Genomic DNA, 17,102 nt, shown 5'->3' with positions numbered 1-17,102 from the left:
GCGGACTTCAGAACGTTGCGCCACCCAACTCGCGGTCGCTCGGGCAAAGCTCGCCGGTTTGCAGCCCGTCCAGCACGCGCAGGACCTCGCCGGCGCTGCGCCCGACGCTCAAGTTGTTCACCGAGACGTGCTGAATGACGTTATCGGGATCGACGACGAACGTCGCCCGCAGCGCCACACCCGCTTCCTTGTCGCGAATACCGAGCTGGTCGATCAGCTCGCCTTTCACGTCGCCGAACGAGTAGTGATTCAGCCGGTCGAGCGCCTGGTTTTCGCGCCGCCAGGCAAGTTTCACATATTCGTTGTCGCAACTGCCGCCCATCAGCACGGCCTCGCGGTTTTCGAATTCCTTGTGCAACTGTGCGAAGGCGGCAATCTCGGTCGGGCAGACGACCGTGAAATCCTTTGGATAAAAGTAAATCACCTTCCATTTGCCGGGAAAGCTCTGCTCGGTGATTTCCTGGAAGGCGGACTCGCCGTTTTCTTCGTGCTGATTGAAGCCGGGCTTCGCGGCCGTGACGGTAAAGGCTTCGAGTTTGTCGCCGACGGTTTTCATGGCGTCGCTCCTTGAAGACGGGGCGCACGCGCGCCCCGTGCGCGCGCCGCATGGCCCGATTGCTTCCAGCAATTGTCGCAGGGGTGGCCGGCGCGTGCTGCGAGCGTGCGCCGGTGCCGTGTCACAGGTCAGTATCGGCGTGAACAGGCGCCGGCAAGGAAACGGCCGCAGAGCGGGGCGGCCAGGCGGGATTCAGGCGCCCTTGGCGAGCGGGAACTCGATGGTGACTTCGAGACCGGGGCCCGGGGCGCGATTGCGCAGGCGCAGCGCGCCGCGATAGCGGCCCACGAGGCGCTGCACGATGGCCATGCCGAGGCCGGTGCCGTTGGCCTGGGTGCGGGCGCTGTCGACGCGATAGAACGGCCGCGTGACGAGCGGGAGCTGGTCTTCAGGGATGCCGGGGCCCTCGTCGACCACCGAGAGCTCGACGCGCGAATGCGAGACGCGCGTTTCCAGCATGATGTGCGGAATGCCGTCGGCCTCGCTCAAGCCGTATTTGCGCGCGTTCTCGATCAGATTGCCCACCACGCGGCGCATGTCGGTGTCGTCGGCCTCGATCACGGCCGTGGGCGCGAGGCGCGTGATGAGCCGCACGCCGTCTTCGGTCGCCATGCGCGCGGCCATTTCGCCCGCGATGACCGAAAGATCGACGCGCTCGGGCATGCGCTGCACGGGCCGCGCGTAGTCGAGGAAGCGGCCGATGATCATGTCCATCTGCTCGATGTCGTCGATCATCGCGTCCTTGGTGGCCTGGTCGGACGGGCTCATCTCCGTTTCGAGCCGCAGCCGCGCGAGCGGGGTGCGCAGATCGTGCGAGATGCCGGCGAGCATCAGCGCCCGGTCGGCCTCCAGCTGCTCGAGGTCGCGCACCATCTGGTTGAACGAACGATTGGTCTCGGCGGCCACGCCCATGCCGCTTTCCGGCAGCTTCGCCGGCGACTGCCCCGAGCCCACCATGCGCGCGGACATGGCGAGGCGCGCGAACGGCCGGTTCACGAGGCTCGTGATGAACGCCGCCCCGAAGAGCGAGAGCGCGAGCGCGGAAATGCCCCAGCCGACCCACTGCAGGCCGGTGACGTTGTCGAGCTGGTCGCGGTCGAGCGCGACCCAGTAATCGTCGTCGTCGATCTTGAAGCTGATCCATACGCCCGGAATGCCGTTCACCGACTGCGCGATCACGGTGTCGTCGCCGAGACGCCCGCGAATGTCGTGCTCGATCAGCCGATTGAGCGACTCGTCGGGCTGGAGCTTGTATTTGTCGGTGGCCTCGCGCGGATAGACGCGCACGCCCTCGTTGCTCTCGAGGTCCTGGAGCAGGGCGCGGCGCAGGTCGGGATCGGAGTAGAGGAGCGCGGTGCGCGTGAGCTTGACGACGGCAACGAGTTGCAGCGCCACGCGCTGCGCGCGCGGCTCGCGCTCGATCACGCGAAAGCTCTGAAACCATGCCGCGAGACTGACCGCAATGAGCAGCGCGATCAAGAGGAAGGTGCGCCAGAACAGATCGCCAAACGCGAGCGTGAGCAAACGCCGGTCAATCCGCATGGACCCTTCCCGTTTCAACAGAGGCAGTGCAGACAACGAGACACCATCCAGTATCAGGCAGCGCCGTCGGGAATGAAGACGTAGCCGAGTCCCCAGACCGTCTGGATAAAACGCGGGCTGCCCGGATCGGGCTCGATCAGCTTGCGCAGACGCGAGATCTGCACGTCGAGGCTGCGGTCGAACACTTCGTATTCACGGCCGCGCGCAAGCTCCATGAGCTTTTCGCGCGAGAGCGGCTGGCGCGGATGGCGCGCGAACACCTTGAGCACCGAGAATTCGCCGGTCGTGAGCGGAATTTCCTGGCCGGCCTTGGTGAGGGTGCGGGTGGCGAGGTTCAGCGCGAATTCGCCGAACTCGAACACTTCGGTGGTTTCCGAGGGCGCGCCCGGGAGCTCGGACGGCGCCTGGCGGCGCAGCACCGCATGAATGCGCGCGACCAGCTCGCGCGGGTTGAAGGGCTTCGGGAGGTAGTCGTCGGCGCCCATTTCGAGGCCGACGATGCGATCCACATCTTCGCCCTTCGCGGTGAGCATGATGATGGGCGTGCGATCGTTGCTGCCGCGCAAACGGCGGCAGATGGACAGGCCGTCTTCGCCTGGCAGCATCAGGTCGAGCACCAGCAGGTCGAAACGTTCGCGCACCCACAGCTTGTTCATGGCGGGTGCGTTTTCTGCCACGTAGACGTTGAAACCCTGTTCGCCGAGATAGCGGCGCAGCAGGTCCCGCAGTCGCGGGTCGTCGTCGACAACGAGAATTTTGGACGGGTTCTTGGTTTCCATGCCTGGCATCTTAGCGCGATTGAGATGGGGTGCGAGTTTGCAATAATTATAAGGTTACAGTCAGTTACAAAATTTACCCGTGCTGTGCTACGGCATCAAGCACTGACAGATAGACTTCTTTGCGTAAAGCGGCCATTCGGTAGATACTTCATTCGAAATTCGAACCAGTGCCCGTATCGAGCCGGGTCCGCACATGCATTCGAGGTAGCCGTTTGCCGCGTCAAGAAGGGAAAAAAACGATGGGAGGGGTCAGGCCTACGATGCGCCATACCATGACTGCACTGGCGTTGGCCAGCGGCATCGTGGGTGCATTGGAGGCGGCGCCGGCCCACGCCCAGACCCTTCCGGACGGCTCTCAGGCGTCTGCCACCTCGGCGAGACGCCCAAACCAGAAGCAGTCGGCGCGCAAGATGCGCAACGATGTCGCCGCACGTGATGTGCCTGCACGCCCAGCTTCGGACATCACACAACGCACCGCGGTTCCCCCCGATCTCGACCAGCGCCGCCGCGACGGCCATATGACGCCCGACGAGCGCCGCCTTCTGCGCCAGCACATCGAAGACGCCGTGCGCGAACTCTACAAGCGCTGATCTTGCCGTCTGCCCGCGTGTCCATGAAGACTACGCGGCACATCGCTGAAAAATTCCGTAGCAATTGCGCGGTCAACAGAGGCATCGCGCGCACCGTTACTGCGTTACATTCGTCCACTGTGGGCGCGCGGGCCGAACTCGCGCGTTGGTGTCCCATGTCCGATACGCCCGTCTCGCAACGAACCGGACCGGTCCAGCCGGCGCGCCGTAAACATCGTCATGGTGCGGCCAGCACGCCGGCTGTCGCCGCGGATCAGGACGCGGCGCTGCTCGACGCCGACGACGCCATGCATCTGCTCATCCGCACCGGCTTCGCGCCGGCGCCTGCCGAGATCGGGCCCTACGTCGGGCTCACGCGCGCGGCGGCCGTCGAGCGCGTGCTGGCCACGACCCGTGTCGATGCCGTTACGCCATTGCCCGCATGGAGCGCAGAGATCCCGTTGACGCGCGCGCAGCGCAATGCCCTGACGCCCGAGGCGCGCCGCGACGCGCAACGCCAGCGCGGCCAGCATTACGACGAACTGCGCGCATGGTGGATGCGCGAAATCCTCACCACGCCGTCGCCGCTCACCGAGCGCATGACGCTCTTCTGGCACAACCATTTCGCAACAGGCGAGGACAAGGTCCCCGAGCCGCTGCTGATGGCCCAGCAGAACGCGCTCTTCAGGCGCAATGCGCTCGGCAGCTTTGCCACGCTGCTGCACGAAGTCGCGAAGGACCCGGCGATGCTGCTGTACCTGGACGGCGCCAGCAATCGCAAGGGCAAGCCCAACGAGAACTTCGCGCGCGAGGTCATGGAGCTCTTCACGCTGGGCGAGGGGCAGTACTCGCAGCAGGATGTCGCCGAGGCGGCGCGTGCGTACACGGGTTGGGGCGTCGATCCCGACACGTGGCGCTACGTCTGGCGCCCGGCCGAGCACGACGACGGCGTGAAGACGGTGCTGGGCAAGAGCGGTCCTTTCGACGGCGACGCGATGCTGGACATCCTGTTGGGCGAGCCACAGACGGCGCACTTCGTATCGGCGAAGCTATGGCGGGAGTTCGTCTCGGACGCGCCGGACCCGGCGCAGCTCGATACCGTGGCCGCGCGCTTTCGCACGAGCGGCTACGACATCAAGGCGGCGCTCGGCGCGCTGCTCGTCACGCCCGCGTTCTGGGACGAGCGCAATCGCGGCGTGCTGGTGAGTTCGCCGGTCGAATTCATTGCGGGCACCGTGCGCCGCTTCGAGGTGGGCTACGCGAGTACGGCGATGTTCGCGCACACATCGGCTGCACTCGGCGAGAATCTGTTCTATCCGCCGAATGTGAAGGGCTGGCCCGGCGGCGTCATGTGGATCAACAGCGCGACGCTGCTGGCGCGCAAGCAGTTCGTCGAGCAGCTGTTTCGTGCAACCGAGGCGACGCGCCCACGCATGGCCAACTCGATGGTGAAGACGGCTGAAATCGCCAGGGCGGGTGCGCCGGCAAGCGGCACCATGAAGCCGCAGCCGCGCGCGATGCCGGGCGGCATGCGCTTCGATCTGGACGGCTGGCTCGGGCATTACGGACTGACGGCCGATACCGTGCCCGGTCTGTCGGCGCAGTTGCAGATGCAGCACGCCATCCTGCCGCTCGCGCCCGTCGACGCGATTGCGGCCGGCAGCAGTGCGGGAGCGTATCTCGAAGCACTCCTGATGGACCCCGTCTATCAGTTGAAGTGACCCAGTGGAAATGATGCAACGACGCCAGCGGTGAATGACTGACATGAACGCCAGCAACGACAATCGCAACGACAACAGCGGCACCGCCCGGCGCCGCGCGGACCAGCGAGGCATGGTATGAAGCGGCGCGACTTTCTGGCCGCGGCGGCCGCGATGACGGCTGCGGGCGCCGCATCGTGGCTGCCCGGGGCCGCGCATGCGCAAGGCGGCGCACCCGCGCAGCGCCCTGCGAGCGGGTACGACAACCTGCTGATCCTCATCGAACTGAAGGGCGGCAACGACGGATTGAACACCGTCGTGCCGTTCGCGGATCCGCTCTACTACAGCTTTCGCGCGAACATCGGCGTGCGCCGCGGCGACGCGATTCCGCTCGACGAACGCACGGCGTTGCATCCTGCGCTCGCGCCGCTCATGCCGATGTGGCGCGAGCACGAACTCGCCATCGTGCAGGGCGTGAGCTACGCGCAGCCGAATCTCTCGCATTTCCGCTCGATCGAGATCTGGGATACGGCCTCGAATGCCGATCAGTACCTGCGCGAGGGCTGGCTCACGCGCGCGTTCGCGAGCGCGCCGGTGCCGGGGAGCTTCGCGGCCGACGGCCTCGTGCTCGGCAGCGCGGAGATGGGGCCGCTTGCGAATGGTGCGCGCGCCGTCGCGCTCGTCAATCCAGCGCAGTTCGCGCGCGCCTCGCGGCTCGTGACGCCGGTCTCGCTCAAGGAGCGCAATCCGGCGCTCGCCCATATCCTCGATGTCGAGAACGATATCGTCCATGCTGCCGACCAGTTGCGTCCGCGCCCCGGCCAGTACGTGTTGAAGACGACGTTCCCGGCGGGCGCGTTCGGCACCTCGGTGAAAACCGCGATGCAGGCACTGGCTTCGGGCGAAACGGTGGCGGCCGCACAAGGCGGGCCCGTGCCGGTGCCGGGGCAGGGCGTGGCGGCGATCCGGCTCACGCTCAACGGCTTCGACACGCATCAAAACCAGCCGCAGCGGCACGCGGACCTGTTGCGACAGTTTGCGGCGGGCATGGTGGCCATGCGTTCGGCGCTCGTCGAGATGGGACGCTGGGACCGCACGCTGATCGTCACCTATGCGGAGTTCGGGCGGCGCGTGCGCGAGAATCAGAGCCGCGGCACGGACCACGGCACGGCGTCTGCGCATTTCGTGGCCGGCGGCAGGGTGGCGGGTGGACTCTACGGCGAGGCGCCGCAACTCGCGCGCCTCGACGGCAACGGCAATTTGCCGGTGGCCGTCGACTTCAGGCAGATCTACGCGACGGTGCTTGGGAACTGGTGGGGGCTCGACGCGCAGTCGGTTCTGCAGCATCGTTTCGAGCCGCTGCCATTGCTGCGCGTGTAAGCGCTGCGTCTGCGCTTTGGCACCAACTGCACCGGCAGCACCGGCGCGCGCTTGCGCGTCACGCGCGGCGTGCGGCGCGCCAGGCAATCCAGAGCTTGCGAATCGGCGTGAGCACGATTTGCTGATGCAGCACCTGGAAGCCTTCGCGTTCGACTTCGTCGAGCAGCGCAAGCTCGAGCGCGGCGAGTGCGCGCAAGGTGCGCTGATGGCGGCGCTGCGAAGCGGGAATCGCATCGAGCGCCGCGTTCACGGCCTCGCGTGCGCGCGCCGTCTGAAACTGCATGAGCTCCGTGAACTCATTGCTATAGCGGCGGTTGATCAGATCGGCGGCGGTGACGTTGTAGCGCTGCAATTCGTCGATGGGGACGTAGATCCGGCCATGACGCGCGTCGTTGCCGATCTCGGGCACGAACTGCGCGAACATCAGCGCATTGCCGAGCGGCGCGGCCCACTGCGCGACGCCGTCGCGCGCTTCGCCCGCGCGTGCGCCCACCTGGGCCACGAGCGTGGCGAAGGTGCCGCCCACGCCGTCCATGTAGCGGCGCAAATTCGGCAGGTCGAGATAGCGGGCCTGCTCGAAGTCCATTTCAAAGCCGGCGAGCAACTGCTGAAGCAGCGGATAGATGCCCGCCGGGTCGTCGAGATGCTGGGCGAGCGCTTTTGTCACCGGATGCGCGGCGTTGCCGGCCGCCAGTGCGGCCAGTTCCTTCTGCCACCACGCGAGCTTGGTGCGGCCGACGGTGGGGTCGCTCGTCTCCTTGGCGGTTTCCTCGAGTTCGCGGCGCAGCGCGAAGAGGGCGGCGAGCACCGGTTGATGCGCGGCGCTGGCCTGGCGCAGCGCGTAGTAAGTGCTCGATCCGGGCGGGGCCGCTTTTTGCAGGCAGTAATCGTCGAAATTCACGGCGTTCGGGGGGCGAGGAGAGGCGCGGATGAGTGGGCGCCCCAACGGGGCAAAGACGGGGCAAACGCAGCAACTGGCCGCGGAGCGGCGATTCTAGCACCGGCACGGGTTTGGCCTGGGCGGGCCGCCCAGGGCGGCCGGCGAGGCCGGGCGCGCATGCGTAGCGAGGGTGCAGACAAGCGCCGGGCAATCGGTTAGAATCTCGCGCTTGCGCTTTGCTGGTGGCTTATCCCGCCGCCCGGCCTGCAGCGCAGGTCTGTATCGCACGCGATGTATCCCACGTCACACGCTCACGTGAACTCGCAGCGGTCTCGCCAGGCAAAGTATTCGCGTGAGTGGCGAAATTGGTAGACGCACCAGGTTTAGGTCCTGACGCCCGCAAGGGTGTGCCGGTTCGAGTCCGGCCTCACGCACCAAATACTATCCAAACGTTCACAACGTTTGACAGAAAACCCCGCCGGGCTTGGCTCTGCGGGGTTTTTTGTTGCACACCGCGCCCATCTATCACCCGTACCAACAACCCCCGACCGGGGCTTTTCGGGGCTTCTGTGCCGCGTTTCGGCAATGAGGCCACGAAAGACCCCCACGGGAGACCTGGATAGGCAGGCGTATGGCTCCTACCGATCTCATGATTCGCAATGCCAAGGCGGCGGACAAGCAACAGAAGCTGTTCGACGGCGGTGGGCTTTTCCTCCTTCTGTCCCCCGCAGGCGGCAAGCGGTGGGTATTGAGATACCGGTTCGGTGGCAAAGAGAAAAGCCTCGCGCTTGGCACGTACCCTGGTGTCTCGCTCGTCGAAGCGCGCAAGCGGCGCGAGGATGCGCGCGAAAAGCTGGCTCACATCGTGCCTCTCGCGATCCAGACGGTCACAATTTGCGAGAGCTGCACGCGCTCACGGGTGCTGGCCGTTATGTGTTCGCCGGCGCGCGCGATCGCAAACGGCCAATGAGTGAAGCGGCTATCAACGCCGCGCTATGACGCCTCGGCTACGACACGCGCACCGAAATTACTGGCCACGGCTTTCGAGCGATGGCGCGCACGATACTGCATGAGGAACTGGAACAGATGCCGAATGTCATTGAGCACCAGCTCGCGCTTGCATCAACTGCGCGCCAGTCCAGATAGCGCAAGGTCAGCCGCTTGGTGACGTGATAGTAAACACGCCACATCCAAGCGGAGGTGGCATGTCGTTACCCGAATGGGGCAATTCTTATAACGCGCTCTACGTCCCGCTCAAGGGCGGCTGGCAGTGCGCACTGGTGCCGGCTCGCGATATCGAAGACGTAGACCGTGGCTGGCGACTGTCTTACGAGGAGCGCCAGAAAGCGCGGAAGGCGCGCGAAGACCAGATGGAGCAGGACAGAAGGGATTTCGATCAACTGTTCAGGGTGAGCATTGCTCGCCGCGCGTCGCGTACCTCAGGCGATTTCAGCGCCTACGCGGACTTCATCAGCAAGCATGTGCGTGGGCGATGGCACACGCCAATCGACGGCGAAGACGTCACGCGCATTCTGCGCGAAGCGGTGCGAGATGGCCTGATTGTCCCCGCCATCGATCGTGACTGGCGTGGCAGTGTGGGCGTATCGAAGCGCTACGCGCCGCAAACCTGGGGCGAAACGTATCAAAGCGGAGGCGGAGTGGCAGCCGCCAGTCCGCGCGGCAAGACGTTTCACCAGTCGGTGATGGATTCGATGGGACTTGATGCCGACGGCGCGACGGCCTACATCATCAAGTACAACGCGATGGTAGAGCGCATCGATGCAATTCAGGCGGCGAACGCTGCGAAGCGCGCAGCGGCCGCACTGGCGAGCAACGGCGACGACTTGCCTGGCATGGTGGAGGCGGTAGCCGGCGCTATGCTCGGCGGCGGCGATTCGGACAGTAGCGACGACGCAGGCGGTGCCGGCGACGATCTGTTTGTCGACGACGCAGGCGACGCCACCACGCCGCTCGCGAGGGCGAAAGCCTTCGAGTACGTGCCAGATATGCTGGGAGACGGTGTTCAGGATCTTGCCGCGCGCGGGGTAGGCATGACTGGCAATGAGCCCGGCGGTTTTCTCGTCAATCCGAACGGTCTGGACGTGGACTATTTCGATTCGAACGGCAACCTCTGCGCCCAATACCACGCGAGCCACGGCGAGCCGCACGGTCATAATTTCTTCGACGGAAAGCGGGACAACGCACACCTGCCGATGTCTCCGATCAACTGCGAATGAGGGAGCGGTAATGAACAATGTGGAACAGACATGGGGCTGGGAACTGGCGGCTCACCACGACGTATTGAAGAAAATGCTGGGTGCTTACCCCTCGTTTCACGATTCGGCCGTTCGCTCTTTCTGCATGAGCCGGCGGCGAGAGACTGGGGAGGGCCTGGATGGTCGGCCGCTGCCGAGCGGCCGAACGCGTGACCTGGTGGACGTTCGGCTGGAGGTGCTTCACGACCGCTACGGGCCGCCTCCGGTTGGGCGGCGCCACAACTATGTTGTATTTCTGGACTGTCTCGATGTGCGCACGGCAGAGATTGATGTGAATGCCATGCTGGAGGAAGCCACCATCATGGAGATGACGCTCAAGCGAGTCGAGGGAGGACTGATCCAGCTCGACCTGATGCCGAACGTCGGGTTCGATGTGCTGTTGACGTGCGCGCAGGTCGCGGTCAGTGACATGCAACCTTACATCCGGCCGGCATCGTGAAATTTGCGGAGGTGGCCGGTCATTTTCCGCCAAATGCGCACGCCCTCGCGCGCGTAGTGGGAGGGTTCGGTGTTGACGGTATGGTTGACGGCTCTCACCAGCCCAAGAGGCGGCGCGTGGCGTGCGTCATCCGCTTGCCCGATTCCATGCGAGCCTCGATCTTTCCCTGCCTGCGCCAGAGACGATCGATCGCGCTATCGGATTGGCCCGGGTAGGCGAGTTCGAAGCATTGGCGACACGCGACTTGCGACGACAGCTACAGCACCGCGACGCCGCGCCGGCAGAAGGGACATTAGAACCACGCTCGCTCGCTGCCGTAGTTGCAGAGCGTCGTGCGGAGGGCGATTCGCTGAGCGACAGGTTCGCCGCCGATTGCGTACGCGACGGTCACGCCGCGCTCTTGTGTGCTGATGGTGATGCTCGACGTGCGTTTGCCGGTGTCGTCCGTCCACAGCCAGCCGCAAGAAAGCCCTGGCAGTAGCGGGTCTTCGCGATGCAACCGCCGCACGTCGATCGAGTGCAGGCTGCTCGTTTTCGCCTTCGTGCCCGGCCGACCTGCACCGTATCTCATTACGCCCCGCATGGTGCCTGCACAGAAGGCGGGCGGCACGCGCACGAACTTCGCGCATAGGCGGAGAATCGAAGTGGTCGGCGAGCTTCAGGATCAGGTCGATGCCCATGTTGTAGCGTGCGCGGCTTGCCTGCTACCAGAACACGGTGATGGCCACGACCGCGCTTATGCCCGGTGCGGCCTCACGCACCAAAAGCAAAGGCCACATACCTTCCGGTATGTGGCCTTTTTTCTGACGCCCACGCGTTCGATCACGCGCGCGCCATCTATTCCGTTTATCGCGCGTGCCGCGTCACGACTCTTCCTGGGCCGCCGCGATGACCTTCTCGAGCGCGCGATTGAGCAACTCGCGCTCCTTGTCGTCGAGGCAGGCGAACAGGTCGACGTTCCACTTGCGCGCGATGGGCATGACCTTGCGATAGAGGGCGCGCCCGTCGGTTGTGAGCGAAACGAGTACGAGGCGCCCATCTTCCTCGCTGGCGTCGCGTTGCATGAGGCCGCGGCGCATCAACGCCTCCGCGGCGCGGCTGGCCTGGCTCTTGTCGAGGTTCGCGTGGCGCGCGAGCTCCATCACTGAAAACGGGCCGAACGCACCGACGGCGGCAATGAGGCGCGCCTCCGGCAGCGTGATGCCGAGCTTGGCCTGGTAGCGCTCGCTCGCACCGCGTTCGGAAAGCTTGTTCAGGACATGGAGCCGATAGGTCAGATATTGTTCAAGTCCGGCTTTGCTTGCCTTCATGGTCGTCCTGGTCTGGTCGCGTGAGGTCGGCGCAATCATGCCGCGCCTACCATGATTGTTGCCTCAACGAGCGCCCGGGTCAACGCGCATGAACCCTCGTACGCCCACCGTGCGCGGGCGTACGAATCTATTAATCGCTTACTGCGGAGAAGGTTGACTGCGCACAAGCTAAAGTCAGACGATTTTGCGGACGCGGTGTTATGCGCCACGCGATCCGTACTTCAAGCGCGTGAGTTGCTCCGCTTCGTTCGCGAGCAGCGTGGCAGCTTCGCGGATGGCCGTCTCGAGCGTGATCGGGCCGGGCGCGGGCGAGAAGCAGCCGTTGAAGTGCTCGGCGAGACGCGGCAGCGCAGCCGGGTCCACCGCGCCCGAAAGCAGCGTGGCCGGCACACCGGCGGCCTGCGCATGGCGGCAGGCGATGAAGGGCGCTTTGCCGTGCAGCGTCTGCACGTCCGAGCGGCCCTCGCCGGTGATGAGCCAGTGCGCGCCCGCGAGCGCCGCGTCGAGGCCGATGGTGCGCGCCACGACTTCGGCGCCGGGCTCGAAGCTCGCGCCGAGCATGCGCAGCGCGAAGCCGAGGCCACCCGCTGCGCCCGCACCGGCTTCGTCGCGCGCGTGGCGGCCGAGCGCGGCTTCGAGCAGATCGGCGAAATGCGCGAGGGCGGCATCGATCGGGGCGACTTCTTCGGGCTTCACGCCTTTTTGCGGGCCGAACACGGCGGTCGCGCCATGCCCGCCCGTGAGCGGATTGTCGACGTCCGACATGGCGACGAAGCTCGCTTCGGTCAGTCGCGCGTCGAGCCCGGAGACGTCGACGCGCGCCACGCTCGCGAGCGCCTGCGGCGTGGGCGCGAGCGCGTTGCCGTCCGCGTCGAAGAGTTGCAGGCCGAGACCTGCGAGCAGGCCCGCGCCGGCATCGTTCGTGCTGCTGCCGCCGAGCGCGACGTAGAAGCGGCGCACGCCTTCGTCGAGCAGCGCGCGAATGGCTTCGCCCATGCCACGCGTGCTGCGCGCGGCGACCGGCACGCCCATGCCCACCGGGTCGGTGATGCCGACGATCTCGGCGGTCTCGACGATCGCGCTGCCGTCATGCAGCAGGCCGACGGTGGCATCGCGCCGCGCGCCGGCCGCGCCTTCCACATTGATCACGCGGCGCTCGCCGCCCACGCTGAGCATCGCGTCGAGCGTGCCTTCGCCGCCATCGGCCATCGGGCAGATGCGGATATCGGCGTCGGCTCGGGCACGGCGGATGCCGTCGGCGATCGCGGCGGCGACCCCATCCGCGCTGAGCGAGCCTTTGAAAGAATCGGGAGCAATGACGACGACGGGTGCGTCAGCAAACGTCTGGTTAGGCATGGTGTCTCGACTGGAAGAGTTGTGTTGGCAGAGGCTGTGACCGGCGGGGCGTCCGGCGCGAGCGTTAGCTTACCAGTGCGCGGGGGCGTGCTGGATACCTCAGGTGAGATAGCACGCATCGCAGGCGTTTCGCGGCGCGCGAAATCGGGCCGATCTCGCACCGGGTTGGGCGTCATCTTTACGCTCGAACGGCAATTCCATTTGGGTGCGTCAATAGTTTGCTAAAATACTCGGCTCTTTTGACGGAACCGCACCGCAAACCGCCCGATTCGGCCCAAATTAGCCGATTTGTAGCGGGATGGGTCTCGCGGATCACGGAAAGGACGCCGCCCGTTCTGGCTCGACCAGACCGGCAGGCGGCGCCGACGAGGCACAAGCGAGACGCAAGCGATGCGGGTCACACCCTGTGCGGGCAGCCCCATCGGACTGCGGCAGCAAAGATTACTGATTACGCTCGAACAATTTTAGGACGATTGAAGCCATGGCTAACGTTGTTGAAAACCTCGGCAAGCTCGAACGCCGCGTGACGATTTCCCTGCCGAAGGACGCCGTGCAGAAAGAAGTCGATTCGCGCATCCGCCAACTCGCGAAGAACGTGCGCATGCCGGGTTTCCGCCCGGGCAAGGTGCCGCTCAAGATGGTCACGCAACAGTACTCGGGCCAGGTGGAAGCCGAAGTCCTGAGCGACAAGGTCGGCAAGGAATTCTTCGACATCAGCCGCGCCGAGAACCTGCGCGTGGCCGGTCAGCCGAGCTTCGCCCCGAAGGCGGAAGCCACGGAAGGCGATTACGCGTTCGACGCGACCTTCGAGGTCTATCCGGAAGTGACGCTCGGCGACGTCGGCAGCGCCGAAATCGAGCGCACGACCACGACCATCACCGAAGCCGAAATCGACCGCACGCTCGACATCCTGCGCAAGCAGCGCGTGCACTTCCACGCACGCGGCGAAGCGGGCGAGCACGGTGACGGCGGCGCCGACACGGCAGCGAAGGAAGGCGATCGCGTGACGGTCGACTTCCTCGGCAAGATCGACGACGTCGCATTCCCGGGCGGCAGCGCTGAAGGCTTCGCGTTCGTGCTGGGCGAAGGCCGCATGCTGCCGGAATTCGAAAAGGCGGCGATCGGCCTGAAGAAGGGCGAGTCGCGCGAATTCGACCTCGCTTTCCCCGAGGACTATCACGGCAAGGAAGTCGCCGGCAAGACCGCGAAGTTCACGATCACGATGCAGCAGATCGAGTGGCCGCACCTGCCGGAAATCGACGGCGAATTCGCGAAGTCGCTCGGCATCGCCGACGGCGACCTCGTGAAGATGCGCGCCGAGATCAAGGACAACCTCGAGCGCGAAGCGAAGCGCCGCACCCAGGCCATCGTCAAGAACCAGGTCATGGACGCGCTCCTGAAGATCGCCGAACTCGACGTGCCGAACGCGCTCGTCGAGCAGGACCAGCAGCGCCTCGTCGAAATGGCGCGTGCGGACCTCGCGCAGCGCGGCGTGCCCAACGCCAAGGACGCGCCGATCCCGGCCGAAATGTTCAAGGAACAGGCAGAGCGCCGCGTGAAGCTCGGCCTCGTGCTGGCCGAGCTCGTGAAGGCGAACAACCTCGAAGCGAAGCCGGAGCAAATCCGCGCTGAAGTCGACGAATTCGCGAAAAGCTACGAAGACCCGAAGGAAGTCGTGCGCTGGTATTATTCGAACCAGCAGCGTCTCGCCGAAATGGAAGCCTACGTCGTCGAATCGAACGTCGTGGACTTCGTGCTCGGCAAGGCCAAGGTGACGGACAAGCTGGTGAGCTTCGAAGAACTGGCAAGCGCAACGGCGCAGGCTTAAATCTGCCCGCTACGGCGTGCCGGCTGTCGGAGCAACCGACGGCCAGCACGCCGTTTTTGTATCCGCAGAATTTGGCCACATTGCCCGTGTGGTTGATTTTTGCAGGGTCCGTCGCCATTGAGCATTATCAGGGTTACCAGAACAACTCTTCCAGACAAGGATGCACCGCATGACCATTCGCGCTCAATCGCTGGACACGTTGACCTCCCACGCCTCGCGCGACCTCGAACCGCAGGCGCTCGGCCTCGTGCCGATCGTCGTGGAGACGAGCGGCCGCGGCGAGCGTTCGTATGACATCTACTCGCGCCTGCTCAAGGAGCGTGTGGTGTTTCTGGTTGGCGAAGTGAACGACCAGACCGCGAATCTCGTTGTCGCCCAGCTGCTGTTCCTCGAAAGCGAGAATCCTGACAAGGACATCAGCCTCTACATCAACAGCCCGGGCGGCTCGGTCTCGGCTGGTATGGCGATCTACGACACGATGCAGTTCATCAAGCCCGACGTTTCGACCCTTTGCATGGGCCTCGCGGCCAGCATGGGTGCGTTCCTGCTCGCGTCGGGCGCGAAGGGCAAGCGCTTCGCGCTGCCGAACTCGCGCGTCATGATTCACCAGCCGCTCGGCGGCGCACGCGGCCAGGCGTCGGACATCGAAATCCAGGCGCGCGAAATCCTGTACCTGAAGGAGCGCCTGAACCAGTTGCTCGCCAACCATACGGGCCAGCCGGTCGAGCGCATCGCGCGCGACACCGACCGCGACAACTTCATGTCGGGCGACGACGCACAGGCCTATGGCCTCGTCGATCAGGTGCTGCACAAGCGCCCCTGATCCGGCACGCGTTTTTGGCATCCTGTTTGCCAACAGATGGTCCGCCCGCTGCATGTGCGAACCCCGTGAAATACGGGATAGGCATGGGCGGGCGGACCGTGTGAAATAATCGGTAACGCGCTTCGCGGCCTGCGGCCAACGCCGTCACAGCAAGCGGTTCACGCGCCCCCCGGCCTCGCTGGGGGAAACGGCGTATCATGTAACAGAGTGTCCGGAGGCTCATTTATCCATGGCGGACAAGAAAGGTTCTAACAGCGAGAAGCTGTTGTATTGCTCGTTTTGCGGCAAAAGCCAGCATGAAGTCAAGAAACTGATTGCCGGCCCGTCGGTGTTCATCTGCGATGAATGTATCGACCTGTGCAACGAGATCATTCGCGACGAGGCCGCAGGCGCGGGCGTCGACGCGGCGCTGTCGCGCTCGGACCTGCCGAGCCCGCAGGAGATCCGCGACATCCTCGACCAGTACGTGATCGGGCAGGAACGCGCGAAGAAGATCCTTGCGGTAGCGGTGTACAACCACTACAAGCGTCTGAAGCATCTCGACAAGAAGGACGACGTCGAACTCTCCAAGAGCAACATCCTCTTGATCGGGCCCACGGGCTCGGGCAAGACGCTGCTCGCGCAGACGCTCGCGCGCCTTCTGAACGTCCCGTTCGTGATCGCGGACGCCACCACGCTGACCGAAGCCGGCTACGTGGGCGAGGACGTCGAGAACATCATTCAGAAGCTGCTGCAGAACTGCAATTACGAGGTCGACAAGGCCCAGCGCGGCATCGTCTATATCGACGAAATCGACAAGATCAGCCGCAAGTCGGACAACCCGTCGATCACGCGTGACGTCTCCGGCGAAGGCGTGCAGCAGGCGCTGCTCAAGCTCGTCGAGGGCACGATGGCCTCGGTGCCGCCGCAGGGCGGCCGCAAGCATCCGAACCAGGATTTCATCCAGGTCGACACGACCAATATCCTGTTCATTTGCGGCGGTGCGTTCGACGGCCTGGAAAAGGTCATTACCGACCGCACGGAAAAAACCGGCATCGGCTTTGGCGCGAGCGTGAAGAGCAAGCAGGAACGCGATACCGGCGAAGTGCTGCGCGAAACGGAACCGGAAGACCTGATCAAGTTCGGCCTGATTCCGGAACTGATCGGCCGTCTGCCCGTGGTCGCCACGCTCGGCAAGCTCGACGAAGCCGCGCTCATGAAGATTCTGGTCGAGCCGAAGAATGCGCTCGTCAAGCAGTATCACAAGCTCTTCAACATGGAGCGCGTGGAACTCGAGATCCGTCCGGCTGCGCTGCAGGCCGTCGCCCGCAAGGCGATCCGCCGCAAGACCGGCGCCCGGGGCCTGCGCTCGATCCTGGAACAGGCGTTGCTCGACGTGATGTACGAGCTGCCGGCCATGAAGGGCGTGAGCAAGGTGATCATCGACGACAACGTGATCGACGGCGACGGCAAGCCGCTCTTGATCTACGAAGACGCTCCAAAGGTTGCAGGCTCGAACTGATGGTGGTGATCGGCTAAAGAGTTCCGGGGAAAAGCCGTTCATACAATGGGATGAACGGCTTTTTCGTTTAATCTTGTGGTCGATGGCGCACTTTTTTTGGAGTCACTGAACTTTTCCCACTTGCTCGAGGCTTGCAATCGGCTTTTCTGGCCTCACTTACCGA

Annotated in this window: 15 protein-coding genes, 1 tRNA gene and 2 pseudogenes; 11 read left to right on the top strand and 7 right to left on the bottom strand. The window is 64.7% G+C overall.

The window, feature by feature from the left end:
* Positions 1-7: 7 nt before the first annotated feature.
* The 3 genes from BO1_RS03860 to ompR form a co-directional block, all read right to left on the bottom strand.
* Positions 8-556 carry a peroxiredoxin gene (locus BO1_RS03860; RefSeq protein ID WP_028216431.1) on the bottom strand — a complete coding sequence of 183 codons (549 nt, stop codon included), beginning with the start codon at positions 554-556 and terminating at the stop codon, positions 8-10.
* A 192-nt stretch (positions 557-748) separates the two neighbouring features.
* A complete protein-coding gene (locus BO1_RS03855) occupies positions 749-2,098 on the bottom strand; it encodes an ATP-binding protein (RefSeq protein ID WP_028216430.1) in 1,350 nt (449 codons plus the stop codon).
* Between the two features lie 53 nt (positions 2,099-2,151).
* Positions 2,152-2,886 carry an osmolarity response regulator transcription factor OmpR gene (gene ompR / locus BO1_RS03850; protein WP_027814652.1) on the bottom strand — a complete coding sequence of 245 codons (735 nt, stop codon included), beginning with the start codon at positions 2,884-2,886 and terminating at the stop codon, positions 2,152-2,154.
* Between the two features lie 263 nt (positions 2,887-3,149).
* Between ompR and BO1_RS03845 the strand changes: the two genes are divergently transcribed.
* The 3 genes from BO1_RS03845 to BO1_RS03830 all read left to right on the top strand — a co-directional run bounded on the left by BO1_RS03845 (position 3,150) and on the right by BO1_RS03830 (position 6,526).
* The gene (locus BO1_RS03845) at positions 3,150-3,467 is read left to right on the top strand and encodes a hypothetical protein (RefSeq protein ID WP_245643697.1); all 318 of its coding nucleotides are present in this window, start codon (positions 3,150-3,152) and stop codon (positions 3,465-3,467) included.
* Positions 3,468-3,622: 155 nt separating this feature from the next.
* Entirely contained in the window at positions 3,623-5,167 is a 1,545-nt protein-coding gene (locus BO1_RS03840; RefSeq protein ID WP_084687752.1) for a DUF1800 domain-containing protein, read from the top strand.
* 117 nt (positions 5,168-5,284) lie between these two features.
* Entirely contained in the window at positions 5,285-6,526 is a 1,242-nt protein-coding gene (locus BO1_RS03830; RefSeq protein WP_028216427.1) for a DUF1501 domain-containing protein, read from the top strand.
* A 58-nt stretch (positions 6,527-6,584) separates the two neighbouring features.
* On the opposite strand, the gene BO1_RS03825 is transcribed toward BO1_RS03830, so the two are convergent.
* On the bottom strand, positions 6,585-7,427 hold the full coding sequence (locus BO1_RS03825) for a squalene/phytoene synthase family protein (RefSeq protein WP_028216426.1): 843 nt from the start codon (positions 7,425-7,427) through the stop codon (positions 6,585-6,587).
* Positions 7,428-7,756: 329 nt separating this feature from the next.
* On the opposite strand from BO1_RS03825, the gene BO1_RS03820 reads away from it, so the two are divergent.
* The 5 genes and pseudogenes from BO1_RS03820 to BO1_RS03805 all read left to right on the top strand — a co-directional run bounded on the left by BO1_RS03820 (position 7,757) and on the right by BO1_RS03805 (position 10,121).
* Positions 7,757-7,843 (top strand) — tRNA-Leu (locus BO1_RS03820).
* 194 nt (positions 7,844-8,037) lie between these two features.
* Positions 8,038-8,205 (top strand): annotated as a pseudogene (locus BO1_RS62260) (Arm DNA-binding domain-containing protein); the annotation flags it as partial.
* Positions 8,206-8,262: 57 nt separating this feature from the next.
* Positions 8,263-8,522: pseudogene (locus tag BO1_RS62255) on the top strand (tyrosine-type recombinase/integrase); the annotation flags it as partial.
* 89 nt (positions 8,523-8,611) lie between these two features.
* Positions 8,612-9,643: a hypothetical protein gene (locus tag BO1_RS03810; RefSeq protein ID WP_028216425.1), complete on the top strand. Its 1,032-nt coding sequence runs from the start codon at positions 8,612-8,614 to the stop codon at positions 9,641-9,643.
* A 10-nt stretch (positions 9,644-9,653) separates the two neighbouring features.
* Entirely contained in the window at positions 9,654-10,121 is a 468-nt protein-coding gene (locus tag BO1_RS03805; RefSeq protein WP_028216424.1) for an Imm50 family immunity protein, read from the top strand.
* 292 nt (positions 10,122-10,413) lie between these two features.
* Here the strand turns inward: BO1_RS03805 and BO1_RS03800 are convergent, their stop codons facing one another.
* From BO1_RS03800 to BO1_RS03790, 3 genes are all read right to left on the bottom strand, one after another.
* A complete protein-coding gene (locus BO1_RS03800) occupies positions 10,414-10,692 on the bottom strand; it encodes a hypothetical protein (protein WP_028216423.1) in 279 nt (92 codons plus the stop codon).
* Positions 10,693-10,984: 292 nt separating this feature from the next.
* On the bottom strand, positions 10,985-11,431 hold the full coding sequence (locus BO1_RS03795) for a MarR family winged helix-turn-helix transcriptional regulator (protein ID WP_028216422.1): 447 nt from the start codon (positions 11,429-11,431) through the stop codon (positions 10,985-10,987).
* A gap of 198 nt (positions 11,432-11,629) precedes the next feature.
* The gene (locus BO1_RS03790) at positions 11,630-12,787 is read right to left on the bottom strand and encodes a glycerate kinase (protein WP_028216421.1); all 1,158 of its coding nucleotides are present in this window, start codon (positions 12,785-12,787) and stop codon (positions 11,630-11,632) included.
* A 481-nt stretch (positions 12,788-13,268) separates the two neighbouring features.
* On the opposite strand from BO1_RS03790, the gene tig reads away from it, so the two are divergent.
* The 3 genes from tig (at position 13,269) to clpX (ending at position 16,939) form a co-directional block, all read left to right on the top strand.
* Complete coding sequence (gene tig / locus BO1_RS03785; RefSeq protein ID WP_028216420.1) at positions 13,269-14,615, top strand: trigger factor; 1,347 nt, start codon at positions 13,269-13,271, stop codon at positions 14,613-14,615.
* 169 nt (positions 14,616-14,784) lie between these two features.
* Entirely contained in the window at positions 14,785-15,438 is a 654-nt protein-coding gene (gene clpP / locus BO1_RS03780; protein WP_028216419.1) for an ATP-dependent Clp endopeptidase proteolytic subunit ClpP, read from the top strand.
* 229 nt (positions 15,439-15,667) lie between these two features.
* Positions 15,668-16,939: an ATP-dependent Clp protease ATP-binding subunit ClpX gene (gene clpX, locus BO1_RS03775; RefSeq protein ID WP_028216418.1), complete on the top strand. Its 1,272-nt coding sequence runs from the start codon at positions 15,668-15,670 to the stop codon at positions 16,937-16,939.
* The last annotated feature ends 163 nt before the right edge of the window (positions 16,940-17,102 follow it).

The organism is Paraburkholderia oxyphila NBRC 105797, assembly GCF_000685075.1.
Lineage (GTDB): Bacteria > Pseudomonadota > Gammaproteobacteria > Burkholderiales > Burkholderiaceae > Paraburkholderia > Paraburkholderia oxyphila.
Note: the sequence above shows the minus strand (reverse complement) of the source record. Positions and strands in the feature narration are given on the sequence as shown.